The sequence below is a fragment of the uncultured Mobiluncus sp. genome (assembly GCF_902488535.1).
Lineage (GTDB): Bacteria > Actinomycetota > Actinomycetes > Actinomycetales > Actinomycetaceae > Mobiluncus.
The window spans coordinates 84,827-110,982 of record NZ_CABTWO010000004.1 but is presented as its reverse complement, the minus strand read 5'-3'; the positions used below and the strand labels follow the sequence as shown (position 1 = coordinate 110,982).

The 26,156-nt window shown below is 59.7% G+C and carries 25 protein-coding genes; 15 read left to right on the top strand and 10 right to left on the bottom strand.

The features are described from left to right. Positions 1–84 precede the first annotated feature (84 nt). The 3 genes from RDL66_RS02635 (at position 85) to rplL (ending at position 2,095) form a co-directional block, all read left to right on the top strand. Entirely contained in the window at positions 85–783 is a 699-nt protein-coding gene (locus RDL66_RS02635) for a TetR/AcrR family transcriptional regulator (RefSeq protein WP_296182788.1), read from the top strand. Between the two features lie 292 nt (positions 784–1,075). Beyond that, complete coding sequence (rplJ, locus tag RDL66_RS02630) at positions 1,076–1,597, top strand: 50S ribosomal protein L10 (RefSeq protein WP_308534992.1); 522 nt, start codon at positions 1,076–1,078, stop codon at positions 1,595–1,597. Between the two features lie 108 nt (positions 1,598–1,705). Further along, positions 1,706–2,095, top strand: a complete 390-nt coding sequence (rplL, locus tag RDL66_RS02625) for a 50S ribosomal protein L7/L12 (protein WP_308534990.1) — start codon at positions 1,706–1,708, stop codon at positions 2,093–2,095. Positions 2,096–2,207: 112 nt separating this feature from the next. Here rplL and brnQ read toward each other — a convergent pair whose 3' ends face one another. The 4 genes from brnQ to RDL66_RS02605 all read right to left on the bottom strand — a co-directional run bounded on the left by brnQ (position 2,208) and on the right by RDL66_RS02605 (position 7,274). Continuing rightward, complete coding sequence (gene brnQ, locus RDL66_RS02620) at positions 2,208–3,656, bottom strand: branched-chain amino acid transport system II carrier protein (RefSeq protein ID WP_308534988.1); 1,449 nt, start codon at positions 3,654–3,656, stop codon at positions 2,208–2,210. Between the two features lie 370 nt (positions 3,657–4,026). Beyond that, the gene (locus RDL66_RS02615) at positions 4,027–5,211 is read right to left on the bottom strand and encodes a site-specific DNA-methyltransferase (protein WP_308534986.1); all 1,185 of its coding nucleotides are present in this window, start codon (positions 5,209–5,211) and stop codon (positions 4,027–4,029) included. Between the two features lie 62 nt (positions 5,212–5,273). Continuing rightward, on the bottom strand, positions 5,274–6,593 hold the full coding sequence (locus RDL66_RS02610) for a HAMP domain-containing sensor histidine kinase (RefSeq protein WP_308534984.1): 1,320 nt from the start codon (positions 6,591–6,593) through the stop codon (positions 5,274–5,276). A gap of 3 nt (positions 6,594–6,596) precedes the next feature. Beyond that, the gene (locus RDL66_RS02605) at positions 6,597–7,274 is read right to left on the bottom strand and encodes a response regulator transcription factor (protein ID WP_308534982.1); all 678 of its coding nucleotides are present in this window, start codon (positions 7,272–7,274) and stop codon (positions 6,597–6,599) included. Between the two features lie 286 nt (positions 7,275–7,560). Between RDL66_RS02605 and RDL66_RS02600 the strand changes: the two genes are divergently transcribed. The 6 genes from RDL66_RS02600 to RDL66_RS02575 all read left to right on the top strand — a co-directional run bounded on the left by RDL66_RS02600 (position 7,561) and on the right by RDL66_RS02575 (position 12,048). After that, positions 7,561–8,355 (top strand): alpha/beta fold hydrolase, encoded by a 795-nt coding sequence (locus RDL66_RS02600; protein ID WP_308535016.1) that lies wholly within the window; start codon positions 7,561–7,563, stop codon positions 8,353–8,355. A 124-nt stretch (positions 8,356–8,479) separates the two neighbouring features. Then, the gene (locus tag RDL66_RS02595; RefSeq protein WP_308534980.1) at positions 8,480–9,328 is read left to right on the top strand and encodes an alpha/beta hydrolase; all 849 of its coding nucleotides are present in this window, start codon (positions 8,480–8,482) and stop codon (positions 9,326–9,328) included. Between the two features lie 9 nt (positions 9,329–9,337). Next, complete coding sequence (locus RDL66_RS02590) at positions 9,338–10,012, top strand: Maf family protein (RefSeq protein WP_308534979.1); 675 nt, start codon at positions 9,338–9,340, stop codon at positions 10,010–10,012. A gap of 117 nt (positions 10,013–10,129) precedes the next feature. Next, positions 10,130–10,492: a GntR family transcriptional regulator gene (locus RDL66_RS02585; RefSeq protein ID WP_308534977.1), complete on the top strand. Its 363-nt coding sequence runs from the start codon at positions 10,130–10,132 to the stop codon at positions 10,490–10,492. After that, positions 10,485–11,219, top strand: coding sequence for an ABC transporter ATP-binding protein (locus RDL66_RS02580; protein ID WP_308534976.1), 735 nt, complete (start codon positions 10,485–10,487; stop codon positions 11,217–11,219). Before RDL66_RS02585 ends, RDL66_RS02580 begins: the two co-directional genes overlap by 8 nt. Continuing rightward, entirely contained in the window at positions 11,209–12,048 is an 840-nt protein-coding gene (locus RDL66_RS02575; RefSeq protein WP_308534975.1) for an ABC transporter permease, read from the top strand. The genes RDL66_RS02580 and RDL66_RS02575 overlap by 11 nt, the downstream gene beginning before the upstream one ends. A gap of 74 nt (positions 12,049–12,122) precedes the next feature. Here the strand turns inward: RDL66_RS02575 and RDL66_RS02570 are convergent, their stop codons facing one another. The 4 genes from RDL66_RS02570 to RDL66_RS02555 all read right to left on the bottom strand — a co-directional run bounded on the left by RDL66_RS02570 (position 12,123) and on the right by RDL66_RS02555 (position 17,008). Beyond that, positions 12,123–13,277, bottom strand: a complete 1,155-nt coding sequence (locus RDL66_RS02570; RefSeq protein WP_308534973.1) for a 5-(carboxyamino)imidazole ribonucleotide synthase — start codon at positions 13,275–13,277, stop codon at positions 12,123–12,125. A gap of 1 nt (position 13,278) precedes the next feature. Beyond that, on the bottom strand, positions 13,279–13,812 hold the full coding sequence (gene purE, locus RDL66_RS02565; protein ID WP_299296295.1) for a 5-(carboxyamino)imidazole ribonucleotide mutase: 534 nt from the start codon (positions 13,810–13,812) through the stop codon (positions 13,279–13,281). Positions 13,813–14,213: 401 nt separating this feature from the next. Then, positions 14,214–15,551: an LCP family protein gene (locus RDL66_RS02560; RefSeq protein WP_308534972.1), complete on the bottom strand. Its 1,338-nt coding sequence runs from the start codon at positions 15,549–15,551 to the stop codon at positions 14,214–14,216. After that, on the bottom strand, positions 15,548–17,008 hold the full coding sequence (locus tag RDL66_RS02555) for an LCP family protein (protein WP_308534971.1): 1,461 nt from the start codon (positions 17,006–17,008) through the stop codon (positions 15,548–15,550). The genes RDL66_RS02560 and RDL66_RS02555 overlap by 4 nt, the downstream gene beginning before the upstream one ends. Before the next feature lie 95 nt (positions 17,009–17,103). On the opposite strand from RDL66_RS02555, the gene RDL66_RS02550 reads away from it, so the two are divergent. Further along, positions 17,104–18,030: a glycosyltransferase family 2 protein gene (locus RDL66_RS02550; RefSeq protein WP_299296290.1), complete on the top strand. Its 927-nt coding sequence runs from the start codon at positions 17,104–17,106 to the stop codon at positions 18,028–18,030. On the opposite strand, the gene RDL66_RS02545 is transcribed toward RDL66_RS02550, so the two are convergent. Continuing rightward, positions 17,984–18,436: a DUF2304 domain-containing protein gene (locus tag RDL66_RS02545; RefSeq protein ID WP_308534970.1), complete on the bottom strand. Its 453-nt coding sequence runs from the start codon at positions 18,434–18,436 to the stop codon at positions 17,984–17,986. The two genes, RDL66_RS02550 and RDL66_RS02545, sit on opposite strands and share 47 nt — an antisense overlap. A gap of 1 nt (position 18,437) precedes the next feature. After that, positions 18,438–19,172, bottom strand: a complete 735-nt coding sequence (locus tag RDL66_RS02540) for a glycosyltransferase family 2 protein (protein ID WP_308534969.1) — start codon at positions 19,170–19,172, stop codon at positions 18,438–18,440. A 221-nt stretch (positions 19,173–19,393) separates the two neighbouring features. Here RDL66_RS02540 and RDL66_RS02535 point away from each other — a divergent pair, with 221 nt between their 5' ends. From RDL66_RS02535 to RDL66_RS02515, 5 genes are all read left to right on the top strand, one after another. Then, on the top strand, positions 19,394–21,712 hold the full coding sequence (locus tag RDL66_RS02535; RefSeq protein ID WP_308534968.1) for a cell wall-binding repeat-containing protein: 2,319 nt from the start codon (positions 19,394–19,396) through the stop codon (positions 21,710–21,712). 142 nt (positions 21,713–21,854) lie between these two features. After that, positions 21,855–22,487 (top strand): acyltransferase, encoded by a 633-nt coding sequence (locus tag RDL66_RS02530; protein ID WP_308534967.1) that lies wholly within the window; start codon positions 21,855–21,857, stop codon positions 22,485–22,487. Between the two features lie 32 nt (positions 22,488–22,519). Continuing rightward, positions 22,520–23,620, top strand: coding sequence for a DegT/DnrJ/EryC1/StrS family aminotransferase (locus RDL66_RS02525; RefSeq protein ID WP_308534966.1), 1,101 nt, complete (start codon positions 22,520–22,522; stop codon positions 23,618–23,620). Between the two features lie 113 nt (positions 23,621–23,733). Further along, on the top strand, positions 23,734–24,720 hold the full coding sequence (locus tag RDL66_RS02520) for a Gfo/Idh/MocA family oxidoreductase (protein WP_308534965.1): 987 nt from the start codon (positions 23,734–23,736) through the stop codon (positions 24,718–24,720). Positions 24,721–24,870: 150 nt separating this feature from the next. After that, the gene (locus RDL66_RS02515) at positions 24,871–26,103 is read left to right on the top strand and encodes a glycosyltransferase (protein WP_374042898.1); all 1,233 of its coding nucleotides are present in this window, start codon (positions 24,871–24,873) and stop codon (positions 26,101–26,103) included. The last annotated feature ends 53 nt before the right edge of the window (positions 26,104–26,156 follow it).

Below are 26,156 nucleotides of genomic sequence, written 5' to 3'. Positions count from 1 at the left end.
ACTATTGGACACATGTTCAATAGAATGTTGCGTAATTTTTTATTAATGTTTCGGCTTGTCCGCGGGTTGTGTCACAATAAATTTGTGGCAAGAAACGAGCCTTTGAGTTTTCCGACCGGTGAGGTGGTGATGGATCCGCGCTATGCCCGCGCGCGGGCTAGCCTGAATGACGCTATTTTGCGTCTCTGCGCCACTCGGGCTCCGGAAGATGTCTCCGTGTCGGAGCTGACGAAAGAAGCGGGCGTGTCCCGGGGCACGTTTTACGCCCACGCCTCCAGCCCCGCCGAACTGTTGGCTAAGTGTCTGCTGGCGGAAATCCACGAATTTTTCCCCGCCATCGGCCAATTACTCAGCGCCAGCCGGGAAAACTACCTACTGCGCTGGCGTCAGATTTATATCGAACTGTTGGAACACATCGCCAGTCACGCTGAGGTGTACCGCCATATTTTCCTTGACGTGCCCTCGTCAGGAACCCGCGGCTATTTCAGCGACTACTTTCACCAGTATCTGCGCCGCTACGTCCTGGATTACGTGACCTATTCCGGGGAAAACAACGGCGACCTATGGGTTGCCATGGCTGCCGAACAGCAGGTACAAAACACTTTCGTAATTATTCGTTCCTGGCTGCAAAACGAAATGAAAACCAGCCCGGAAGTCGCCATCAACACGTTCATGAGCCTGGCGGCGCCCTGGCAGTTCACCAAGTTTGACCAGCCCGGCGCCGCTCTCAACCGCCGCCGCCACGCCATCGAACAGCTCCTGGTGCGCACTACGCGCCCCTAGGGTGCCGGTGAGTTTTCGCGGGGTCAAGGGAAACCGCAGATTTGGCTCCGGGCGGCCAATGTGCTAGTCTATACGAGCCTAAGACCGCCGGTCCGATTGGATAATTCAGCGATAGCTGAGCCTGCGCAGGAAACGATAAGCGAATCACGAACGGTGACCCACCGACCTTGTGCAGGGATAAAACCCTACATAGAAAGCGTGGAAACTGTGTCTGTACGCCCCGGATCTTGCGCCCGGGGCTTTTCTATTGCCCAAAACTCCGTGACGCCGGCTGAAAACGGAAGGAGGGCTCATGGCAAGGCCTAATAAAGTCACAGATGTGCAGTCTCTCGCGGCATCCGCGAAGGATTCCACCGCTGTTATTTTGACCGAATACCGTGGTCTGACCGTAAAGCAGATGAAAGAGCTGCGTACCTCGCTTGGGGTAGGAGTACGTTACTCCGTAGCGAAGAACAAGCTCGCGAAGCTGGCTATGAAGGAAGCAGGGCTGGAGGGTCTCGACGAATATCTCGTGGGACCGACCGCTATTGCTTTTGTCCCGGCCGATGGTGATGTTGTTAGCGTCGCCAAGGCTCTGGATACCTTTGCGAAGGATAACAAGGCGCTGGTTTTGAAAGCGGGCATCATGGACGGAGAATTCCTCGATGCTGACGCTGTTAAGAAACTCGCTTCCCTGGAATCCCGCGAAGTTTTGCTGGCGAAGTCCGCTGGATTGCTCAAGGCGCTGCAAACTCGCGCTGCCGGGCTGTTCCAGGCTTCGGCCTCCAAGACGGTTCGCACCATCGACGCCTACCGCGAAAAACTCGCGGCCTGAGGCGCTTTACTTTAGACCTAGATTCAAAAAGAAATGCGCTCGCCCTAGCGAGAGCGAAGCCCGGTGTGATAGGAACCACCAGGCGGATAAACCGAAAGGATGCCGAAAATGGCGAAAATGACTGTTGATGAACTGATCGACGTGTTCAAGGATATGACCCTGATTGAGATCTCTGACTTCGTTAAGAAGTTCGAAGAGGTCTTTGACGTGACCGCTGCTGCTCCGGCCGCGGTGGCCGTGGCGGCTGCTCCGGCTGCTGGTGGCGAAGCCGCTGGTGGCGAAGAAAAGACCGAGTTTGACGTAGTGCTCGAGAGCGCTGGCTCCTCCAAGGTGCCGGTTATCAAGGTCGTCAAGGCTCTGACCGGCCTGGGCTTGAAGGAAGCCAAGGACCTGGTTGATGGCGCTCCCAAGGCCATCCTCGAAGGCGCCAAGAAGGAAGACGCTGAGAAGGCCAAGGCTGACCTCGAAGAGGCCGGCGCCGAGGTTACCCTGAAGTAGTCGCGCTTTCCGGGGTGCGCTGCACTCCGAAAGCCGTTCACAGGCTTAAAACCGTTGGGCACTGCAGATATCTGCAGTGCCCAACTGATTTTTATGTATTCGGCGCCGAAGGTTAGCCCTCAACCGGCAGTTCGTCTGTCTCCGAGTCCCGGTCAGGAATCCCGGTCGGAGTCTGGGAAACCGGCAGCTTGGCCACATCGATGGGATGCAGCAGGTCAATGGCGATACCCACCGCGACCCCGGCCAAAGCGGGGGTCAGCCAGCCCATCTGGACACTGCCCAACGGCAGGACATGCAAAACGTTTTGCATAGCCTGCTGCCAACCGCTGACGTCCTCCCAAGCCGGCAACTTGAAAGTGGAGATGGCCTCAAAAATCCCAATGATGCCGGCCACCCACGCGGAAAGCCGGTAGGTCCAGAACAGCTGGCGCTTCATGGTGTAATCCAGCAGGGCGATGAGAATCAGGCAGATAGCCGGGGGATAGGTCGCCAGACCAATCGTCACCACGATGGCGAGGATGTTCTCTAAGCCCAGGTTGGCTACCAGCAGGGAAACCACCACGTGAATCCCCAGCATGGCTGAGCGATGTACTTTCGGGAACAGGTCACAGAAGTATTGGGTCGAGGCGCCCATCAGACCGGTGGCGGTAGTCAGGCAGGCTAGGAACACGATAATCGAGAACAAAATCTGACCGACCGGGCCGAAAATCATTTGCGCCGCCAGGGACAGGCCGGCGGCCGGGTTGGCAATCTCCTGGTCAGCCACGCGGGTGCCCACGAACGCCAAGCCGGTGTAAACGATGGCCAGGGACGCTCCGGCAATCCCGGCGGTAAAGGTCGTCGCCCGGAACACGGAACGCTTTTCGTTGTAGCCGTGGGAGTGCAGCTGGGTAATAATAACGACGCCAAACACCAGGGAGGCCAAGGCATCCATCGTGCCGTACCCGGTTTTCAGCCCGGCAGTGAAGGGCGAAGCCTGGTAAGCCGGGTCAGGGTGGAGTGTCTCGACACTGGGCAGTTTAAACATCGCGATGGCGATCATCACAAGCAGCAAAATCAGCAGCGCCGGGGTCAGGTATTGCCCGATGCGATCGAGCATCCGGTCGGGACGGTTGAGCAGAATCAACACGATGGCAAAGAAAATCAACGAGTAAATAAACAACCCGACGTGATTCGCGGGACTATCTCCGGTCTGGGCTCCGAGGCTGGTCAAAGGCCGCACCGCCATTTCCCAAGACACGGTCGCCACGCGGGGCATCGCGTAGAGCATCCCGCAGAACAGAAAGATAGCCACGGTCAAAACCAGCCCCGGAATGTGTCCGATGCGGTCTGCAATCCGCCCGGCTCCGTAAGCGTCCGTGGAGGCCGCCATCATCCCCGCCACCGGGAACAGCACGCCCGTCAGCAAAACTCCGATAACCGCGGGGATTACGTTGGCCCCACCGCTGACCCCGACTTGGAACGGAAATATCAGGTTGCCGGCGCCGAAAAACATGGCGAACAGGGCGAAACCGGAAATCAAAAGGTAGGTGTCGAAGCCTTTGTGGCTGGGCGAATTCATATAGAGCCTTCCTTGTGGGTGGCGAATTAGCGGGACTTTCCCGGGTTCCAAGCCTAGCACAAGTCGGATTTACCAGGAATTTCGCGGGTTTTCAACGGTTTTAGGGGTGAGGAGCCGGGTTGGTCAAGGCCGGTCATGGTTGGTGAAGGGCGGTCGAGGGCGGTGGCACAAGACGGTTGGTGGGGCGATGGCACGATATGGCCGGTAAAGCGCGGTGGTGCGAGGCAGCGCGTCGCTCGGGTGGGAGATAGTGATTGCCCAGTCCGGGTACGTTTCGTGGTTGGCGGTGTTCCAATGGTTTGACGGCCAAGCGCGCTCCAGCCGCTTAGTGAAACAGTGCACGAGCGGGCCTACACCCGCGCCAAGCTGGCTAACAGCGCAGTTCGTGGAACGGGACTTCGGCAGCGCGCAGGCGGGCGGCGGTGAGGTCGGCGATAGTGTACAGCCCCTGTTCGCCAGCCGGACCGGATGTAGCCGAGCTAAACGGCTCTTCCAGTTGGATCAGGAAAAAACGCCGTCCGGTGGCGTGCGCCGCCTGCCCGGTAGTGCCCGAGCCGGCAAAAAAATCTAGAACCGTGTCGCCGGGGCTGGTAGCGGCCTCGATGAGGACTTGCAACAGTCCCGTGGGCTTCGGGGTTTCAAACAGTCCGCCGAGCCCCAGACGCTGCAGTTCTCGCTGCCCTGAAATCGTTGAGGGACCCATGACCATGTCTTTCAGGGCAGTTTCATGAAAATCCCGGATTTTCGTATAAATCTTTAGGCTACGGTGCACCCCCCGGCCGTGAACCTGAAATTCCAGGTCAGCATAATCGCGTTCCACCTTGGCCCGCGACCAGCGCCAAGCATGATACTTCAGTCCCGGTTTCGCATTTGGGTGAGGGTGGGTGCAGACCCAGCCGGCAGCGGCCAGTTCGGGGTCAACAGCCCCGACCTCACTGGTGCGCACCGCCCCGGTCTGGGGGTGATAGTGAATGTCGAACACCATCGACGGGGCAGTGACCTCGTTGAACTTCGAGTTCGTGTTGTACAGCTCGTTCTTGGTGACGTACGCGCCGCGCGCATCGTGTTTCACCTGGCGTTGGGGCAGGTGGTACACGGTAGGCATGAGTTTTTGCAACAGTTCGGTGCGGCCGCGGAGCTGTCCCACCTGGGTGGCGTCGCGGGCATAGGTCAAGATGTACTCGTGCGTTCCCGCCGGTCCCGCCCCCAACTGTCGGCCTTTCAGGTTAGAGACCCACACGAAGTTTCCAACTAGGTTTGCGGTGCCAAAAATGCGGTCCATCTCGAGTTTCAGTTCACACAGCTGGTTAAAGTCAATCGAGATAAAGATGAGACCGTCAGCACTGAGCAGTTCACGAGCCGCGGCCAACAGCGGGCTCATCATGGCGAGCCACTCGTCCTTGGCGCGCCTGTCGTGGTAGGCGAAAGTGTTTCCGGTGTTGTAGGGCGGGTCGATGTATATCATTTTCACTTGTTGCCCAGCCCGGTGCAGTGCCCGCAAACCGGCCGCGGCATCGGCACGCAACAGCCAGTTACCTTCCCGAAAATCGTCCACGAAAAAATCCTATCTAGGCAAACGCCCTTCACCGTGAAAAATCGCCGGTCGAACCGGGAAAGTCAGAACCGGCGCTTGGGATGGGAAACAGAAATAATGGCGCCTTGGGGCAAAACCTTGTTCGGATCCAGGGAGGCCGGCACGGTGGCGACATAAGCCTGGAAAGTCGGGGGGCGGCGCACAATGAGTTCGAGTTTCCCGCCGTCGGCTTCGATGAGCTGTTTCGCCAGCGCCAAGCCAATCCCGGTCGAACCGTGCCCCGAGACACCCTTTTTGAAAATGTCCGGGGCGATTTCGTCGTCCACCCCCGCACCCTCGTCGCTGACCTCGAAATACATGCCCTTCTTGTTGCCGCTCATCTTGGCGCGCACCGTGGTCGTACCCGCCCCGTACTTCAACGAATTCTCCAGGAGGGTGGCGATGACTTGGCCCAGCGAGCCGGGCGTGGCCAGGGCGGGACGGTCGGTTTCGTTGCGGAACACCAGCGGGCGATTCGCCGCCCGGAACTGGTTTTCCCACTCGTTTTGCTGGTGTACCAGGAATTCGTCGACGTTAATCGCTTGGGTGGTGCCCCCGCCGGCATTCTGGGAGTTGCGTTTCAGGTCCTCGACCACACCAGTCAGGCGTTCAAGCTGGTCCAGGCACTGTTCGGCCTCTTGCTGTACCTCCGGTTCGCTGCTGATCATCTGGATTTCTTCCAGCCGCATAGACAGAGCCGTCAGCGGGGTGCGCAGCTGATGGGACACGTCAGAAGCGAACTGGCGTTCCGCGGCGATACGCCCCGCCAGGTTTTCGCTGGCTCGGACCAGTTCGTCTTGCACCAGGTCGATTTCCTCAATCCCGGAGGGGGTCACGCGGGGACGCACCCCGCCGGAACCGAGCTGTTCAGCTTGGGCGGACAGATAAATCAGCGGCGCCGAAATCCGGCGAGACGCCCGCAACGCGATAAACGCGCCGACCAGGACTGATGCCCCCACTCCGGAAAGTGTCACCAAAACGAACACCACGGAACGCGAACGGGCGTTGTCTGATGAAGAAATGACCGTCAGGGTGGCTCCCGTGGCGGTTTCGACCCGCGAGATAAGCGGGAAAACTGGGCGGGTTCCGAAGCTAAGGTCGCGACCGTCTTGAGTGGTGACTTCCACCCTGGTGTCCGCCGAGCGTCCTGGCCACAGCCAGCTGGCCACGGTCACGTCAGTCACATAGTGGCCGGTCAGGGACGTGCGGTCCAGGGCGAGCGCATATTGTTTAGCGGTCGCGTCAACATCGGCGCGTGCTGAATCCCACAGCTGATTGACAGCGAAGGCGGCCAGGGGCACGCCCAGCAGCAGCACGGCAATGATGACCGCGCTGAGGATGGAAATCAGGATTTGCTTGCGCAAGGGTTAGGCAGTTTCAAAACGGAAACCCATGCCGCGCACGGTGGTGATGTAATGCGGATTGTTCGCGTCGTCGCCGAGCTTGCGGCGCAGCCACGAGACGTGCATATCCAAGGTCTTGGTGGAACCCGACGGGTCCCCGCCCCATACTTCCCGCATAATGGCTTCCCGCTCCACGACCGCGCCGGCTTCGCGCACCAGCACCCGCAGCAGCTCAAACTCTTTCGCGGTCAGCTGCAGTTCACGCGTGCCTTGGAAAGCGCGGTGAGCGGAAACCTCAATGCGCACATCCTGGGCGGTGAGGTCGCTTTCTTCAGTGATTTCCCCGCCGGAACGCCGCAGCAAAGCCCGCACGCGGGCCAGCAGCTCGCCCAGCCGGAAAGGCTTGGTGACGTAATCGTCCGCCCCGGCGTCTAGGCCCACCACCATGTCGACTTCGCCGGTACGCGCGGTCAGAATGAGAATCGGAATGATGAGGCCTTGGGCGCGAATCGTGCGTGCTACGTCCAGGCCGTCCATATCGGGCAGGCCCAAGTCCAAAATCACCATGTCGGAGTCATTGACTTGTTTCAGGGCAGAACCGCCCGTAACGTGGGCGCTGACCTCGTAGCCTTCACGCTGCAAAGCGCGGGTCAACGGTTCGGCAATGGCGGGATCGTCTTCGACTAAAAGGACTCTGGTCATTCTTTGTTCCTCTGCTTTCGTTTCTCTATATCCTGGTTCCGTTCTCTCGAATTTACCGAAACGCTGGACTATCGCAGGTATTCGTGAACTGGGAGATTGGTAAAACCCTAAGTCATCATCGAGTAAAACTTTACCCTTTTTTGACCCGTCGCGCTATTCGACGGAGCATTTAAATTATTCCTTAGTATTCCCAGTCTTTCTGGAGTCTCTGGCGGGTACTTTGTCCGGCTTTTCAGGGTGGGAACGCAACCGCAGCTAGAATAGTGCTGGCGAAAGGAAACTGGTGATGCTGTCCCATTATGTGTCGGGTGAGCCGCAAAACCCGATGGTGGTGTTAGTCCACGGAGTCTGCGATTCCGCCTTGGCTTGGGTCGATTTGCTGAACCACCTGCGCGACCGCTACTTCGTGGTGGCGCTGGATTCGCTGGGACACGGCACCTCGCGGCGTCTGTGCAATACGGAGCTAGCCGACCCGGCCGCGGCTTCGGCAGAGGAATTAGCGCTGACTTTGCAATATCTGGAACAGCTCTATGGGCAAACCCCGGTAATCGTAGCCCATTCTATGGGGGCGGCCATCTCCAGCTACCTCGGTGGGCGTCGTCCCGAGTTGATGAAAGCACTTTTTCTCGAGGACCCTGCCTGGTTGAGCCCGTCGCAGGCGGTAGGGTATCGCCAGCGGGCCGGCGAACAAGTCACCCGCTGTGAACACACCTGGCAGGCCAATCCGGTGGAAACGCTGGCGGACAACGTGGCGCAGCGTCCGGGCTGGAGCGCCGCCTCGCACTACGGCTGGGCTTTTGGCAAAGGCTTGGTGGACCCGCGCCTGCTGGCTACCGGTATCGTCAGCTTCCACGAACCCTGGCCAGAAATCGTCGCGGCGCTGCGCGTACCGACTAAAGTTGTTACCTCAGACACTGATGAGGTGTTGATTGGTCTGGAGGGCGTGGCCGCTATCGCCCAGGTGGGTAACCCCTTGGTGCAAACCGAGGTTATTTCCGGGACTGGACACGGCGTGCGGCTCGGTGCCCCGGAGCAATACCACGCCAGCTTAGACGAATGGCTCCACCGCTACGCGGGCTGACCTGAAAGGCAAAACGATGCAACCCTTCTTGTGCCCCGAACTAACACCGACAATCGCCGCCACGCCCCCACAAACACCTTGTGACCTGCAAACTATGCGAAGCGAAGGGGACCGAATGTTAGGTATGTCCACAGAAACCCCGGCCGGAGTGAACCTCGACGTGAGGGAAATCCCCGGCGGGGATGGCCAACCTATGGAGCTGCGTTGTTTCACCCCGCAACCCGCTGCGCAGTCCTCGGCGGCAAAAGGTCGGGCGGACTGTTCAGCCATCTTGCTCACCCTCCACGGCGGCGGCTACGTGGCTGGCAGAGCCCGGTTTGATGACGTGCACAATGTTGAGCTGGCCGAGTATTTGGGGGCCATAGTCCTGTCCGCGGATTATCGTTTGGCGCCCGAATTTCCGGTGGACCGAGCGGTGGCGGATTGCCGGGCGGCGCTGCTTTACGCCCTGGAGTGGGGGCGCGAGTTAGGGCTGGAAGTGTATGTTTTCGGCGATTCCGCAGGGGCAGGCCTGGCGTATTATGCCGTGGCGGACCTGCTGGCGGAATCAGCGGAGTGTCAGGTGGCGGGAATAATCCTGTTTGAACCCTGCTTAGATCCGCGCTGCGAGAGTGATTCTATGCAAACTCACGCTGCCGGCCCGGTCTGGACGGCCGAGGCTAATCGGGAGGCTTGGGATTTGGCGGCACCGAGCCTGGCCCTGCGTGCGAAACTGATGGAAATCCTGGACAGCCCAGCAGTGGCGGGCAAAATGCCGCGCAGCCTCATCGTGGTGAACCCCATCGACCCGCTGCGCGATGAAGGGCTGCGTTTAGCGCTGCGCCTGGCTGATTGCGGAGTGCCGGTGGAGACGCATATGTATGCCGGAACCTTCCACGGGTCCTTGCGAGTGCCGGGCAGCCAAACCTGGGCTGAGCTGCGGGAACTGCTGGGTCGTTTTCTGGGTTGCCGCGAATCAGACCCGCGCGATTAGGCTAGAGATATGGAAAAACCAGATTCTGATTTGGGTGCGGCCGCGGTGCGCGTGGTGTTGGCTTCCGCCTCTCCGGCGCGGCGCAAAGTGTTGCAAGGGGCGGGGCTGCGCCCGGTGGTGCGGGTTTCTCACGTGGACGAGGATGCTTTGCTGGCTGAGCTGCGTTCGCGTGCGGCCGGTCCGGCCGAGCAGGTTTTGGCTCTCGCGCAGGCAAAAGCGCGGGCGGTAGCGGGGGAGCTCGAGACGTCGCTTTCGCCGGGTACGGACACGTTGGTGGTGGGTTGTGACTCCATGCTGGAGTTTCACGGCGAGGTGCTGGGCAAACCCCACAATCCCGAGGTGGCCCTCGCGCGCGTGCGCGCCCTGTCGGGGGATTTCGGGGTGTTACACACCGGGCACTGGGTGATGCGTTTACGCAGCGATGCGGCCGAACCGGTTGCAGAAGTGGGGCGCACCGAGTCCACCGTGGTACATTTTGCGGATTTCAGCGAGGCGGAGGCCCGCGCCTACGTGGCCAGCGGGGAACCGCTGGAAGTCGCCGGCTCATTTACGATTGACGGCCTGGGCGGGGCATTCATCAGCGGTATCGAGGGCGACCCGCACAATGTCATCGGGATTTCTCTGCCTTTGCTGCGAAAACTGGCTGGCGAGCTGGGGATTTTCTGGCCCTCGTTGTGGGCTTGAGCCGAATCTCCCTTTTATTCAGCCTTGAAAAAGTTTCCCCTTGACAGCTGTGTGCCGGTGTATTAGTGTTGTAGTACACAAACATGGTACCGCGTTTGTTCAGGTAAGGAGAAGCTGATGGATTTCGATACTGGAACGCCCATTTGGCGCCAGTTGCTTGACGACTTCTCACGGCGTATCACCAGCGGAGCATGGGAGCGGGGTTCCCAGATTCCCTCTGTACGTGATTTATCCGCCGAGTACGGGGTCAATCCCAACACCATGCAAAAGGCATTGACCGAGCTGGAGCGCACCGGCTTGGTTGCCTCGCGCCGGGGCTTGGGACGTTTCGTCACTGAAGATGCCGGAACCGTCCGGGAACTCGGTCATGATCTGGCGAAAACCTCCGTACGCAACTTCGTAACAGACATGAAAACTTTGGGACTGAGCCTCAGCGAAGCCCAAGATCTGTTGAATAGTCAATGGAAAGGACGTGATTGAGATGCAACCCTTAGTGGAAGTGTCCAACCTCACCAAACGCTACCAGGGCATCAAGGTAAACGGAGTGGTGAAACCGGCATTAGACCAGCTCACCCTCAACTTGAGTGCCGGGAAAATCATCGGTTTGCTGGGCGAAAACGGCTCGGGGAAAACCACGCTGCTAAAAATCTTGGCAGGCGTACTGGAACCCACCAGCGGGCAAGTTCGGATAGACGGTCAGGAAGTCGGGGCGAAAACCAAAGCCATGACCTCTTTCCTGCCCGACGCCGCCTGGCTGCCCGAATCTATCAGCGTTGACGCGGCAATCGGGCGGCACGCGGATTATTTCGCGGACTTTGACGCGAAAAAAGCCACGGAACTGGTGGAGTTTTTGGGGCTAGAACGTAGCCAAACCACCAACCATATGAGCAAAGGGATGCGTGAAAAACTGCAGCTGGCGCTGGTAATGTCACGCTCGGCCCGGCTCTATCTATTGGACGAGCCGATTTCGGGAGTGGACCCGGCGGCACGCCAAACCCTGCTGGACACCATTGTGAAAGGCTGGAACCCCGAAGCGACTCTGTTCATTTCCACCCACTTGGTCACTGACATTGAGCCGGTGCTGGACGAAGCCGTATTCCTGCACGCGGGCAAGCTGTTCAAACAGGGCGAAGCCGATGAACTGCGGGAAGCCTACGGCATGTCCCTGGATCAAATCTTTAGGAAGGAATACTCCCATGTTTGCTAAGTTATTCAAGTATGAAGCCAAGGAAATGGGCTGGCAGCTGCTGCTCTATCTGGTCGTCGGCTTGGCGGTGGTGTTTGTCTCGGGGATGCTCAGCCTCACTGACCAAAGTTTCCTGGCCACCACGGGTACCACCATTGGCGCCCTAGTGGCAATCATAATTCCTTTCCTCGTGTTCATCAGCGGAGCCAAACACTACTACCAGACCACCTACGGCCAGCGCGGCTACTTTACGAATACGCTGCCGGCCTCGGGTGGAACCGTGCTGGGTGCGAAGTCTCTGTGGCTGTTTATCGCGGTCCTACTCAGCACTTGTTGGAGCTGCTTGGCGCTGGCCTGGGTCATCTTTACCCAGATGTCAGGGGCGGCAGGTCCCGGGCTGAGTTTTGGCGACAAATTAGCTGCGACTTGGGAGGCTATCGGGCATGCCCTGCAAGGCGCTCCCGCCTACCTCATCGTCCCCATGATTGTGGTATTGCTGCTGGCGGCGGCACAGTTTGTGCTGTGGGTGGTGTGCTTATCTGCCCTAGCTAACCGATTCAGCTTCACTTACCTGTCCACCAACAAAGCGGTGACCATCAGCGCAATCCTCATCTATGTGGTTTATGAAGCGGTGTTGGCTCTGTTTACTTTATTGGTGCCGGTGACCTTGCACATCACGATTTCGACAGCAGCCACCCAGACAAAGTTACTTTTCGGCGCTATCTTCTCGCAGACCAACGAAGGGGCCGGCGTATTCCTGCCACTGGGAATGCTGAGCATAATCCCTCTGTTGATTGTCGGCTACTGGTTTGCCCACAACTCGCTGTCTCGCCACCTGTCGTTGCGTTAGTTGGGTGTTTCATTGTGGCGGCTCGGTATTCCGGGTCGCCACAATTCTTTGGGGTCACAAGGTCGGGGAGACGCTTACTTGCCCATCAGCAGGTCGGCGGCCGCGCGGGCGGAAGAAAGCTCCAGATCGGGGTCCGTGCCGCAGACGTTGACGTGGCCGAGCTTGCGCTTGGGACGGTTGCCTTTGCGGTACAGGTGAATCTTTGCTTCGGGATACTGTTCCATTACTTGCCTTCCCGCAGCACCGGGGTCATCCAGCTTACTGCCCAATACATTAGCCATCGCAGTGTAGGGCGCAGTACGGGACGTATCACCCAACGGCAGGTCCAATACCGCCCGCAAATGCTGCTCGAACTGGGAAGTCACGCACCCGTCTTGGGTCCAGTGTCCAGAGTTGTGCGGGCGCATTGCCAGCTCGTTGATATAGAGGCGATGGTTCCCGGCAGGGGTCACTACCAGGAACATTTCGACCGCATACACCCCGGTAATGTCGAGTTCCACCCCAATCTGACGCGCCAAGTCCTCGGCTTGGTCCCTGATGTCCTCAGGAATCGGCGCCGGCTCCAAAACGGCCGCGCATTGTCCCTCTTCCTGCCAGGTTTGCATGGGGATATAGGTGCGCAGTTCCCCCGAGGGACGCCGCGCCGCCATCACAGCCAGCTCGCTGCTGAACGGGACGCGCTGCTCGACCAGGCACTCGATACCCTCGTCTAAGCCCTCACGCCAGGTCTTGAACTCGTCCAAACTCGATACCAGACGTACCCCGCGGCCGTCATACCCGCCGTGGCTGATTTTCGCCACCAACGGCCAGCCGCAACGCCGACCCACGTCCTTGACCGCATCCAAGTGCGCCCCATTGGCCCAAGCAGGCATGGGCAGTCCCAGTTCCCCCAATCGTTGGCGCATCGCCAGTTTGTCTTTGGCATAGAGCAATGCGGATTGGGAGGGGCGGGCGGGAACACCGGTCGCGGCGGCGGTGTCGAAAACGGTGTCTGGAATCAACTCGTGTTCAAAAGTCACCACGTCCGCCCCGTCCAGCAGCTCGCGCAATGCTTCGGGGTCTTCAGGAGAGCCCACCACGGTTTCAGGGCACACGAACGCGGCCGGATCCGAGGGGGAGTCAGCTAAAATTCGCAAGCGAAAGCCCAGTTCACCGGCTTCGGTAGCCAGCATTCGGGCCAGTTGACCAGCGCCGATACACGCCACCACGGGCGGATGATAGGTGGTCAACTCAGTTCTCCTCCGTGTCCATCACGTTTTTCAAAGCTTCGCCTTTGTCGATGGCTACTTGGCGCAGCAGGGCTTGATATTTCAACATCTGTTCGCGCATCTGTTCCGCCTTTGGTCCCTCACCGGCGCCCAAGATGCGGGCGGCCAGCAAGCCGGCGTTCTTGGCGTTGCCGATAGAAACGGTGGCGACCGGCACGCCGGAGGGCATTTGCACGATGGACAGCAGGGAATCCATGCCTTCCAAGTGCTTCAACGGAACCGGCACCCCGATGACCGGTAGGACAGTAGCTGCCGCCAGCATCCCCGGCAGGTGCGCCGCTCCGCCCGCGCCGGCAATAATCACCCGTAAACCGCGCTTTTCCGCCGAAGTCCCGTACTCCAGCATATCGATAGGCATCCGGTGGGCGGACACGACCCGAGCCTCGAAAGGAATCCCAAAGTCGCGCAGCACCTCCGCGGCGGCCGACATCGTCGCCCAATCGGAATCCGAACCCATAACCAAGCCCACCAGGGGCGTATTCTCAGCTTCGCTCATAACGTCATTCTACCCCGCTGGTTTGCAGCCCGGTGCGGCGATTGCGCCATTCGTCCTCGCGTTCGGCCGGGTGTCACGAGAATCGTGGTTCGGGTGGGATGTCGATCACGCCTGGGTTTGGGTGGGCGAGATGTCGCTCGCGGAGGTCTCGCGCGACTTGGGGGGTCACAGACCCCCCTCGGAAAATGCTTGCAGAGCATAGCATTTTCCTCACCCCCTAGCGTCGCCTGCGAGTACCTCCGCCTTCGCTCCTCTCGCCCCGCTGACGAGCGACACCCCGCCGGGCTGGCTCTCCAAATAAGCGAGGCCCCGCCCAGCGCAGCTATCCAAACGAGCGACACCCCGCCCAGCCGGGTGTCTTTGCGAACGGCGGGAACTTAGTGAAATACTTGCGTAAAAACCTAGAACTGCGGGGTCAGGTCGGCAGGGGTGAGGGTTCCATTACGCAGCCCTTCCCAGAAAGCGGGGGTGCGGTTCTCGTCCAGTTTCACCGTCGAGCCGACCCCACCGCCGGGGTTGTAACCGAGCGACGCGATGGGCGGCACTCCCTGCAGACCGCCGTCCCCGGCCTTCCGCAGTGCCAGCGCCAGCCGAGCAATATCAATGGTCTGGGCAGAACGGTCAACTGTCAGAGCGGCCGCGCCAGCGTCGGCCAGTGCCACTTGTCGGGCAGGATTAATCAGCACTTCCGGGCTCAGCGCTTTCTTTAGAGTAGAGCTGATGACTAGGCGTTGGCGTTGGGTGCGTCCGATGTCGCCCAGCGGGTCGGAGTAGCGCATCCGCGCAAACAACAGGGCGGTCGGCCCGTCCACATCGTGACAGCCGGCTTGCCAACTGAGACCGGACATCCGGTCGGAAAACGTCTGGTCCCAGCACAGGTTGATTCCGCCGACCCCGTCGACGACCTGGGAGACCCCGTTGAAACCGATTTGCACATAATGGTCGATGGTCAGTCCGGTCAAGCCTTCGACGGTGGAAACCAGCAGCGCCGGACCGCCCTCAGAAAACGCAGCGTTGAGCTTATTACGGCCATGACCTGGAATTTCGACATAGGTGTCGCGCGGCAGAGAAACCAGTATGGCAGTTCCGTTGGTGGCTTGATGCAGCAAAAGAATTGTGTCGGAACGCTGGCCCTCCACCCCGCTGTTCGCCTCGGCGGTGCCTTCGCGGGAGTCCGAACCGGCGATGAGCCAGGTCGTGCCCGGCGTGTCGGCCGCACCGCTCAAGGCATCAGCGCGACCGATATTCGTATTGACCCGATTGTTCAGGAACAGCCCCCAAAACACGATGGCCAAAACCAGTGCCAAGAGCAGGGTCAAGATGGTGATGAGGATGCGTTTTGGCCAGCTGCGGGTGGCGACGCCGGAGCGGGGCCGACCGGCGGGCGGGGGTGACTTCGGACTGGTCACGAGGCCGGGTGCGGGCCTTGGACTGGCCGGTTTCGCCGGGGGTGTGCTAGGTGTGCTGGATGTGCCGGGGCGGTGGCTCGCGGCCGAACCGGGGGCATAAGCGGCTGGCAGCGCCAAGTCCGCGTAGCTCAAGCCCTGGCGCTGCGTCGATGGCGTGGTAGAGCCGCCCACCACCACGGCAGTGCGTAAATCCGGTCGGCCCGCCGCGCTTGAGCTGCCTGGAAAAGCCGGGTAAGTCACCTGGCTAGCCTGCTGTGGATTTTTTGGGGGATCTTCCGGGGCAGGGCGGGGCTGGGAACTGCCCGGCGAAAATGACGGCGGTAAAGTCATTGCTGGGGATCCTGCCACGTGCCGCTACCTCCGGACGTTTCCCCAGATGGGCCGTTATTGGCAGAGTCTCCTCCCGTTTCGCCCGTACCGGTCGAGTTCGAATTGTCCGCAGTACCTGAGTTATGTGCCGGGGCGTCAGTGTTGCCCGCGTTGTTACCGGTAGGGTTGCTGTTCGCCGAGCCTCCCGCGGTTTGCCCGGAGTGAGCAGAATTGCCCCCGCTCGTCCCACTCGTCCCCCGAGAAGGCGACCCTCCGGTACGACCGGTGCTATTCCCTTGTGAAGGGACAGACCCGCCGGAACTGGCGGAATTAGGAGAGTTGGAGGACGCCGGAGCCTGCTCACTGGGCACGTGGAGGTTCCCGTTCATGTCCTGGTAAGGGAAAATGGAGGGAACCCGCTTGTCCATCCGCAAGGCATCAAACATATCCGTGGCATTGTCAGCCACCGCCACGCGCGCCCGGTCGAAAGCGTATTCCCCGAACGGCAGAGTGTAAAAGCGAATGTTGCTGGGCTTGACTTTTGAAAGGGACAGCGCCAATCCGCCCAGATTCTTGGCGTTTCCGAAAGTTTCGGAGGTGGTCAGAGAACGCATCCCGGCTCGCAGGAAAGCGTAAAGGGACGGCAGGTCGGTCAACAGATTACGGCTCTTGGCTTCTTTCATCATGGCGCCAATTAGCTGCTGCTGGCGGCCAATCCGGGAAATGTCTGACCCGTCGCCCACCCCGTAGCGAGCACGGGCAAAACCGAGCGCCTGTTGGGGGTTCAGCGTTTGGCACCCGGCGGGGAGGTCAATGGTGCCTTTGGTGTCTTTCATCTTTTCTTCCAGGCATATCGGTACTCCGCCCAGGGCCGCGACCATATCTTGGAAGCCGTCAAAGTTCACAACCATAAATTCGTCAAGGAAAATCCCGGTCAGCTGTTCGACAGTTTTCATGGTGCAGGCCGTGGCGGCGGCCACGTCCTCGTCCTGCCCCAGCAGGGCAAAAACGGAGTTGAACTGGACGTAACCCGAACTGGCGGGTTCGGTTTTCCCGTCAGCGCGCAGACAAGCCGGGCGCTTCACCATCAGGTCACGCGGAATAGACATGACTTCCACTCGGGTGCGATCCGCGCTAATATGCGCCACCATAGTCGTGTCCGAGCGCATCCCGGTAATCCGTTGACCGGTCTCGTCATACTCCTTCTGTGTCCGGTAGTCCGAACCGATGACCAGCACGTTCAAGTCACGGTTTGCGAAGCTGTCTTCCGGGAGCTTTTTCTCTTTGCGATTGTCGTCCAGGAAAGCGTTTAGGTTCACTTTCTTAGTCCACGAGGAAATGTCGGCGTTTACCAGACCTGCGAAGCTCAGGCTAAAAATCGCCAAGAACACTCCGACGAGACTCAAAATGCGCAACCCCCGCCGCGGGCGCGTCAGAGCGGCGGCGTGCGAGGCAATAGGGTGGTGCTTTGATGACACCCAGCCATTGTAGACTTAAGCGTCGGGTATTTCCTGGCACGGCTGTGCCGGAACCGATGATTTTGCTAGATTTTTGCGCCAGGGAGGGAAAGTTCGTGTCGAGTGTGTCCGCCATCCCCACCAGTCCGATCCCGGCATCTGGTGACAGCGACCCGGCTATCCGTGTGGTGACGGTCGCTTACCACTGCGGGGAGGGGATTCGCGGCCTGTTACAGAGCCTTTCCGAAGCCTCCCATCAGGTAATTCACACTGTGGTGGTGGACAACTCAGAGAACTGTGATACCGCGGTGGTAGCAGCCTGCCAAGAATTCGGGGCGGAATACCGGTCTTTACCGGGCAATCCGGGATTCGGAGCGGGTAATAATTTTGGTTCCGATTTTGGGGGTAGTGAGCCGTGGCTGGTGTTTGCTAACCCGGATTTGCGCCTGACCCCCGGCGCTTTAGACACCCTGATTACCGCCGCCGAAGCCCATCCCACGGCGGCCCTCATCGGTCCCGCCCTAGTGGACGAAACCGGCACGCGTTACCCGACCGGCCGGTCTTTTCCCTATATTTCCATAGGGATAGGCCACGCCCTACTGGGTCGAGTGTGGCCGGGAAACCCGTGGACCCGTCGGTACTGGGGGTCATCTTGGCGGGGGACTGGCTCAGCTGAGGTGGACTGGGTCAGCGGGGCATGCATCTTGATTCGCCGCCGGGATTGGGAGCAGTTGGGCGGTTTTGACCCGGCTTATTTTATGTACTTTGAAGATATGGACTTGGCTTGGCGGGCTCAGCGTTTCCTGGGACGTGGGGCGCTATTCGTGGGCAGTGCTGTGGCGGTACACGAGCAGGGAGCTACGACCGGTAACAAGACGCTGGGGGTGGGTCAGAAACGCAATCTGCGGGTCTTGCGAGCTCACCACGATTCAGCGCGGATTTTCTTAGACCGGCTCTATGCAGACCGTCCGTATTTCTCGCCGTTGCTGAAATTGATTAGCTGTGGTCTGCGGCTGCGGTATCGGGTTTTGGCTCGTCGTTAGGGTTGGTGAGCCGCGCTTCTGCCAAGGCCAGAGCCCGGGTCAGTTCGGTCAAGCGCGCCTGGACCGCGATGTTGTAACGCCACTGCACCAGCCAGGTCGCCAACACCACAATAACCAGCAGATACAGCAGCAAATCAGTGCCGCGCCCCACGCCGAGGAACGCCGCGACCGCGGAAATAACCGGCGGATAGATGATTGCCACGGCTGCCAAAACCGCGAACAGTAGCGCCAGAATACGCCGCAATGCCAGGTCGCGGGCTCCTTGCAGGCGGGACACGTAAACCAGCCCCACCGCGACCACAATTAACAGGACAATCTTGATACCCCATTGGCCGGCCGCGGCCCAAGCCAGCAGTGTCGGGGCCAAAGCGGGAACCAGCCCGGCCACACTTGTGAAAACGTCCACGTCAACGCACCCCCATAACTAAATCCATGACGATGTTTATCGAGTTCCACAGGGATTGACCCTTGGCTTTGGAATAGTCTGTGTAGCGGATATGGACCGGCATTTCCGCCCAGGGCAGACCGCTTTTGCCCAGCTGCGCCACGATTTCCGAAGCGTGGGCCATACGGTTTTGCTTTAGATTCAACTTGCCCGCCGCCCGGCGCGACAGCAGTCGCAGTCCGTTGTGAGCGTCGGTAAGCTCCATGTGGGTCGTGCGAGCGGTGGCCCAGGCGGCGGTTTTCAGCACGATACGCTTGGCTGCGCCCATCTCTTGCCTTTCGGACAAAAACCGGGAACCAAAGATGATGTCGAGTTCGTCTGTTTTGGCGCGTTTCCACATAGAAACGACGTCATCGGCTTGGTGCTGGCCGTCGGCGTCGAAAGTCGCGACATAGGGAAGGTCGGTGGCTTGCAAGTAGTAGGTGATTCCGGTCTGTAGGGCGGCACCTTGTCCCAAGTTGATAGCGTGGGTCAGGACAGTGGCGCCGGCGGCACGAGCTAAAGCAGCGGAATCATCGACGGAACCATCGTCTACGCAGATAATGTGAGGGAAAATGGTTTTCGCCTCGTTGAGCACCTTGGCAATTACCGGACCTTCGTTGTAAATAGGTACAACTAGAGCAACTTCTTGAGCTGCAGTTCGATGCTGCGGTGTCTGCGGCACAGCTTGGTTGGTGTCCTTCCCATTTTCACGCACCTTTATATTGTGTCATTTGAGAGCGAAATCAGTGAAAGCGGATTTTTGGAGCAAGAAATCCGGGGGAGGCGGCTCCAGTTGTGTTACCATTGTTACTGGTGTGAAAATTCAGCATCAAAGCGCATCAAAACGCAAGATAATTCTGAAGTTTTGAGCAAATACATCTGGACAGAGATGAATAAATCAGGAATGCTAGATTCTGGCACTGATGGGAGGAACTTATGCGTAAGCGCGTCATTATGGGGACTTTATTGGCTTTTAGTCTGTTGGCTAGCCCGGCGGCGGTAGCTTCAGCAGCAGAGGGGGACAGTGGTATTGCTGATAACGTCAGTTCCGATTTTGTGAGCCAGCCGGCTCTGGACGGTCTGGGCAACGCTGAACTGAAACAGAAAACGGCAGCATTTCAAGCCTCCCGGCAAGGCGAGGTGGCCTTGCTCGACAGTCAAGGAATACTTCGGGAATCACGATCCGCAGCTGCGGTTGAGTTAGGCCAGACGAACAAGCTCGTCTCCACCGTGACAGCGCAAGCACCCGTGGCGTTGATAGCGGCGCGGTGGTCAGCTCGCGGTCCGCAGCCCCTAGTGATATTGGGGCGTTACCTGCAAGGCGGAGCCTGGAGCGAGTGGCAAACCATCGGTGAAGAATTTGAGTCCAGTAAAGACGCCACACTCAACGCTACCGAGCCGTGGATTTTGACCAACGTAGCGGCAGCGCAAATCGCTGTGGTAATCCCGCAGGGAGCGAAACTGCAGCCGACCGTAGAGGTGATTGATTCCCAAACCAAAGCCGAGGACCACGCTTTTGCCACCGTAGAAACGGGTGACACGCAAGTATTTGTGTCCGCCGGGGTGAAGCCCAGCATCGCCACCGGCCCGGACGGGGGTAAAGAAAAGCCCGATAACAACACTAGTGACGCCGGTAAACAGGTTATTCCCCCCGACCCGGCCCAAAATGCTTGGACCAACGTCCCGGCGACGGGACAACCTGCCACGGTTTATTCCCGGGCTGACTGGGGAGCGGACGAGTCCTGGATGGGGTGGAGACTCCGGGCGGGCACGGTCCGTGGAGCAGTAGTGCACCACACCGCCACGGGAAACAACTATTCCCCCGGAGACGTCCCGGCCATCCTGCGTTCCATCTATCGCTACCACGCCATCAGTTTGAAGTGGGGAGACATCGGCTACAACGTGCTGGTGGATAACTTTGGGCGAGCCTGGCAGGGCCGCGCCGGCAACTTCTGGTCCTCCAACATCGTCGGCGGGCACGCCTATGGCGTAAACAGCACGACCTTCGGGATTTCCGTGCTGGGTAATTACATGGACTTCCGGCCGTCGGACGCGGCCGTAGACACGGTTGCGCGCGTCGTGGCTTACAAGCTGCGGCCCACCGGCTTGGACCCGTTGAATCTGCAGACCAACATTCGTAAAGACGGACATGATTTTATGGCTCCGGTCGTCTCCGGGCACCGTGACGTTGGCGCTACCGCCTGCCCGGGCAACGCCTTTTATGCATTCTTGCCGACGCTGCGGCAAATGGTGGCGCAATACGTTTCTGAGCCAGGTAACCCCATTGTTTCCCCTAACTTCAATCAGTCGCAGCAAGATCAGGTCAATAAGGGAATCCCCACGGTTCTAGCTGGGCAAGACCGGGTGGGTACCTCTATCGAAATTGCCCGGCACGCTTTCCCGCAGGGTTCGCGTACGGTCTACGTGGCTAACGGGGTGAACACCGCTGACGCGCTGGCCGGAGGGTCGCTCACGGATGGCCCGATTGTGCTGGTGCTGGATAAACGGGATGCCCAAGCGGCGGTCGCGAACTACGTGCGGGAAGCGAAAGCTACCAAGGTGGTCGCTTTGGGCGGTACCGGAGCGGTCAGTGACGCGGTGTTGAACACTGTGGCAGCGGGGGCGGCGACCGACCGAATCGGAGGCCGCGACCGGGTGGAAACTTCCACTCTCATTGCCCGTCACGCTGCGGAAATCCGACCGGCTAGTGTCGTATTCCTGGCGGAAATGTCGCGGGGAGTGGATGCGTTGGCGGCCGGTTCGCTGACGGCTGGGCCGGTCATTTTGGTTCCCACTAGCGGCAAGCTGCCCGCGGTCGTAGCCCAAACGATTGCGGCGATTAATCCGGCCAAAGTGGTGGCTTTGGGCGGTTCGGGCGCGGTGTCAGACGCGGTTTTGTCGCAAGCTGCCGCCGGGCGCGCCAGCGAGCGGATTTTTGGGGCTGACCGTTACCAGACCGCCCGTGAAATCAGCAAATATCAGTTCCCGCAAGGCTCCGCGCAGGTTTACTTGGCATCCGGAACGAACCCGGTCGACGCGGTAGCTGGCGGGGTGCTGTCAGACGGGCCGATTCTGCTGTTGCCCAACGCCCGAGGGAAATCCTTGGACGCGAGCATTGCCGCTGAGATTGTGCGTCTCCAGGCACGCACGGCCACGGCCTTGGGCGGCCCCGGTGCAGTGTCCCGGGAGCAACTGAACCAGGTCTTTGTGACCCTGCAATCCATCGGTCCTACCCCGACACCCAGCTCCAAATAGGACTTGACCAGCGGGGGCTCGGGGCTATTCTCGAGCCCCCGTTTTCTGCGTTCGGAGCTATCTGCGGGATGGGGTCCTCGAAGAAGCGGGTGTCTTGGTTGGCCTTTTTTCACTGAGTTCCGTAGAGCCTCGTTGGGATAAGATGGAGGAGTTTCATTTGTCAAGAAAGGTAGCTATGGGTCGTATCGTTGAAACCGCCCAAATTGCGCAGTCGGCTGCAATTGGTGCCGGCTGTTCGATTTGGGATTACGCCCAGGTCCGCGAAGACGCGGTGTTGGGGGAAAACTGCATCGTGGGACGCGGAGCCTACATTGATGCCGGCGTGAAAGTCGGCGCGAATTGCAAGATTCAAAACTATGCCCTGGTCTATGAACCGGCGGTGTTGGAAGATGGCGTGTTTGTCGGGCCGGCCGCAGTCCTGACCAATGACCAGTGGCCTCGGGCCATTAACCCGGACGGTACCTTGAAATCCGCAACGGATTGGGAAGCTGTGGGGGTGACGTTGCGCCACGGTTGCGCTATCGGAGCCCGCGCGGTGTGTATTGCCCCGGTCACCGTGGGGCGGTGGGCCACAGTCGGTTCCGGCGCGGTGGTCAGCCGTGACGTTCCCGATTACGCCCTGGTGGTTGGCGTCCCTGCCCACCAGATTGGGTGGGTAGGACGCGCCGGGGTGCGCCTCGAAGCTGTGGAAGGGAAAACCGGGTGCTGGCGGTGCCCCGTGACCGGACAGATCTATACCGAAACTGACGGAAAACTGACTTTTGACCAAGCCTAAGTACGGCTTAGAAACACAAGCAAGGAGACAAAATGAGTAAAGAATTCATCCCCGCAGCCAAGCCGATTATCGGGGCGGAAGAACGCGAAGCAGTGGATGCTGTCCTGCGCACCGGAATGTTGGCTCAGGGCAGCGTAGTGGCCGAGTTTGAACATGTTTTCGGTGCCCAGCTGGGGGCGGGGAGGGAAACCGTGGCGGTCAACGCCGGCACTTCCGCCCTGCTGTGCGGGCTGCTGGCGGCTGGAATCGGGGCGGGCGACGAAGTCATCGTGCCTTCCTTTACGTTTGCCGCCACGGCGAATTCGGTGGCGCTAACCGGGGCAAAGCCGGTGTTTGCTGACATTGAGGCGGAGCATTTCTGTCTCGATCCCGCTGCGGTTGAGGCGGCGATTACGCCGAACACCAAGGCGATTTTGCCGGTGCACCTCTATGGACATCCGGCGAATATGACCGAGCTGGGACGGATCGCGCGTGAACACAACCTGATGATTTTCGAGGATGCCTGCCAGGCTCACGGGGCGACTTGGGACGGCCAGCAGGTTGGGACATTTGGGACGTTCGGAGCGTTCTCGCTGTATCCGACCAAGAACATGACCTCCGGCGAGGGCGGGATGATTACTTCCGAAACCTCTGAACATGCCCGCAAATGCCGCCTGTACCGCAATCAGGGCATGGAAAAGCAGTACCAGAACGAAGTCATCGGCTTTAACCTGCGCATGACGAACATTCACGCCGCAATCGGGCGTGAACAGCTGAAAAAGGTCGCGGGCTGGACCGCGAAACGCCAGGAAAACGCCGCTTTCCTGAGCGCAAACCTGCGGGGAGTCGCCGTCCCGGCTATTGCTCCGCAAGCCTCTCACGTGTTCCACCAATACACGATTCGGGTCACGGCCGACCGTGATGGGTTTGTTCAGGCGTTGCGCGAGGAATATCAGATTGGTTCTGGCGTGTACTACCCGATTCCTAATCACCGGCTACCGTCCCTGTGCCACTTCGCGCCGGGCTTGGACCTGCCCCAGACCGAAGCGGCCGCTCGCGAAGTCGTGTCTCTGCCGGTGCACCCCTCCTTGGATCAAGAAGACCTGGAACGCATCGTGACTGCCGTCAACGCCCTAGCCAAAGCCGGTGCCTAGATTCCAGCGTGGTGCCGGTGCGTTAGCATGGGGGCGCCGCGTGGTGGTGTGGAGGCGTTAAGAAACGATCTGGGGGACCGTTTTAGCCGGAACTCAAAGCAGATAGGAAAGTTATGAAAGAAATACGTGTTGGAGTAATCGGTATTGGTAGCATGGGTCGCCACCATGTCCGCAACGTCCGCGAAACCCCCGGCGAAACCCTGGTAGCCGTAGCGGATCCGGCCGGTGACAAGTTCGGTGTGGCGGGGGAACTGGAGGTTCTTCCCGACGTGTCAGCCCTGATTGAGGCTGGTATCGAGGCTGCGGTCGTCGCGGTGCCCACGGCCTTTCACTTGGAAGTGGCGCTGCAGCTGGCTGCCGCGGGTGTCCCGGCCCTCATCGAAAAGCCCCTGGCTCGTACGGTCGAGGAAGGCGAGCAAATCGTGACCGCTTTCCAGCAAGCCAACCTGGTCGGTGCCACCGGTTACGTAGAACGCTGCAACCCGGCTTTAATCGAGCTGCAAAAGCGGGTTGCTGCTGGCGAGCTCGGGGAAGTGTTCCAGATTGCCACGCGACGCCAAGGTCCGTTCCCTGCCCGAATTTCAGACGTGGGGGTCATTAAGGACCTGGCTACCCATGACGTGGATTTGACTGCGTGGATTGCAGGTGCTCGCTATCAATCAGTGTCTGCCCGGACAGCTCGCAAATCCGGGCGCGAACATGAAGACCTGCTGGTCGCCACCGGGGTGCTGGAAAACGGGGTGCTGGTGAACCACATCGTTAACTGGTTCAGTCCTTTCAAGGAGCGCCTGACCACCGTGACCGGTGAAAAGGGCGCGTTGGTCGCGGACACGATGAACTCTACTTTGACGTTCTATGAGAATGGTACCAAGGCTGTGGAATGGGATCAGGTGGCGAACGTCCGCGGGGTCAGTGTGGGGGAAGTAACCCAATATGCCTTGGATCAGCGCGAACCGTTGCGGGTCGAGCACGAAAACTTTGTCGCCGCCCTGAACGGGGACGCCAGCCGAATCGTGCCGCTCACGGACGCGCTGCAGACCCTTAGGGTATTGGATGCGATGGTCCAGTCACGAGACACGGGGCAAACGGTCGACTTGTAGAGCTGCGAGCCGAACGTGTCGCGGCGCTACTGTCCACCGTCAGAAATCTGCAAAATGTTTCGCTGTGCCACGGCTGGCAGAGCGAAACAAGTTAGGTTCACGCCCGACCAGCCCCCTGACAAACCGAAAAATGCGACCAATCCGCCCTTTATGAACGCAAAACTGGGAAAGAATAGAGCTATGCGTCTACGTCCTGATGTCACCGTGGTGTCCCGGATTTTTGCTCCGGAGCCGGCCGCGGCGTCGTTCCGGCTCGAAGCCCTGGTGAAAGCCCTGCTGGAACACCGGGCCGCCGTAAGCGTGCTGACCACTATTCCTGCCCCCGGCACTGACCGCGATGCGCGGGCACAAGTCGAAACGCAAACCGGCGCGGGGGACCTGTTGCACGTCCAACGAGTCCAGGCTAAACGCGACGAAACCGGGTATATCCGCGGCTACCTGCCCTATATGAGTTTTGATATTCCCGCGTTTTTCCGGCTCTTTTGCGCCCCTAGCCCCAGGGTTTATGTCAGCGAGCCGCCGCCGACCACGGGGGCGATGCTGCGAGTTTTGGCAGCTTTGAAACGCCGTCCTTACGTCTATTACGCGGCTGATATTTGGTCAGATGCGGCGCAGACGAGCGCTCCGGGTTGGGTGGTGCGGGCGTTGCGGGTGGTGGAACGTTTCGCCCTGCGTGGAGCCGCCACGGTCATCGCCGTGTCTGACCAGGTGGCAGCGCGTTGTCAGGAGCTGGGAGCCCAGCGGGTGGCCGTGGTGGAAAATGGGATTGATACCGAGGTGTTCACCGAGCTAGGTCCTGACCCGCAGCCGGTGGCGGGGTTGAGCGCGGATGAGGTCACACAGACGGATTGGCTGGTTTATGCCGGCACTGCCTCGGAATGGCAGGGGGCAGAAATTTTTGCCGAGGTGTTTGCAGAAATTGCCCCGAAGTTTCCCCGCGCCCGCCTGCTTTTCCTGGGGCAGGGCAGTTCTTTTGCTACTATGCACGAGATTGCCGCGCGTCTAGGACCGGGTCGGATTCTGTTTGATCAAGTGTCTGCGGAACAGGCCGCGGCGTGGCAGCGTCAGGCGCGAGCTTGCCTGGTCAGTATTAAACCTGGACAGGGCTACGATTTTGCCTACCCGACCAAGGTGCTGGCAGGACTGGCTTGCGGGACTCCGGTAATTTACGTCGGCGCGGGTCCAGCCGCCGCGGACATCACCGAAAACCAGTTAGGTTTGGCTCTGCCTTATGACCCCGACGTTTTGAAAATGGCTCTTACCAGCGTTTTAGAGGGGCGGTTGCGGTCTGGTGAGACGCGAAAGTGGGTGCAGGAGCACCGTTCGTTGCGTTTGACCGGTCAGAACGCGGCACGGGTGGTTTTGGCGCGGATACGTCACTAGATTCCGGCGTCAGGTCCGTGGGGTGCCAGCGGGTCATGCCTAGGTACAGATGC

Bases quoted from the DNA above. Each gene is read 5' to 3' on its own strand.
- rplJ (WP_308534992.1), top strand. From the start codon at position 1,076: ATGGCAAGGCCTAATAAAGTCACAGATGTGCAGTCTCTCGCGGCATCC.
- rplL (WP_308534990.1), top strand. From the start codon at position 1,706: ATGGCGAAAATGACTGTTGATGAACTGATCGACGTGTTCAAGGATATG.
- brnQ (WP_308534988.1), bottom strand. From the start codon at position 3,656: ATGAATTCGCCCAGCCACAAAGGCTTCGACACCTACCTTTTGATTTCC.
- RDL66_RS02605 (WP_308534982.1), bottom strand. From the start codon at position 7,274: ATGACCAGAGTCCTTTTAGTCGAAGACGATCCCGCCATTGCCGAACCG.
- RDL66_RS02600 (WP_308535016.1), top strand. From the start codon at position 7,561: ATGCTGTCCCATTATGTGTCGGGTGAGCCGCAAAACCCGATGGTGGTG.
- RDL66_RS02595 (WP_308534980.1), top strand. From the start codon at position 8,480: ATGTCCACAGAAACCCCGGCCGGAGTGAACCTCGACGTGAGGGAAATC.
- RDL66_RS02590 (WP_308534979.1), top strand. From the start codon at position 9,338: ATGGAAAAACCAGATTCTGATTTGGGTGCGGCCGCGGTGCGCGTGGTG.
- RDL66_RS02585 (WP_308534977.1), top strand. From the start codon at position 10,130: ATGGATTTCGATACTGGAACGCCCATTTGGCGCCAGTTGCTTGACGAC.
- RDL66_RS02575 (WP_308534975.1), top strand. From the start codon at position 11,209: ATGTTTGCTAAGTTATTCAAGTATGAAGCCAAGGAAATGGGCTGGCAG.
- purE (WP_299296295.1), bottom strand. From the start codon at position 13,812: ATGAGCGAAGCTGAGAATACGCCCCTGGTGGGCTTGGTTATGGGTTCG.
- RDL66_RS02560 (WP_308534972.1), bottom strand. From the start codon at position 15,551: ATGACTTTACCGCCGTCATTTTCGCCGGGCAGTTCCCAGCCCCGCCCT.
- RDL66_RS02535 (WP_308534968.1), top strand. From the start codon at position 19,394: ATGCGTAAGCGCGTCATTATGGGGACTTTATTGGCTTTTAGTCTGTTG.
- RDL66_RS02530 (WP_308534967.1), top strand. From the start codon at position 21,855: ATGGAGGAGTTTCATTTGTCAAGAAAGGTAGCTATGGGTCGTATCGTT.
- RDL66_RS02525 (WP_308534966.1), top strand. From the start codon at position 22,520: ATGAGTAAAGAATTCATCCCCGCAGCCAAGCCGATTATCGGGGCGGAA.
- RDL66_RS02520 (WP_308534965.1), top strand. From the start codon at position 23,734: ATGAAAGAAATACGTGTTGGAGTAATCGGTATTGGTAGCATGGGTCGC.
- RDL66_RS02515 (WP_374042898.1), top strand. From the start codon at position 24,871: ATGAACGCAAAACTGGGAAAGAATAGAGCTATGCGTCTACGTCCTGAT.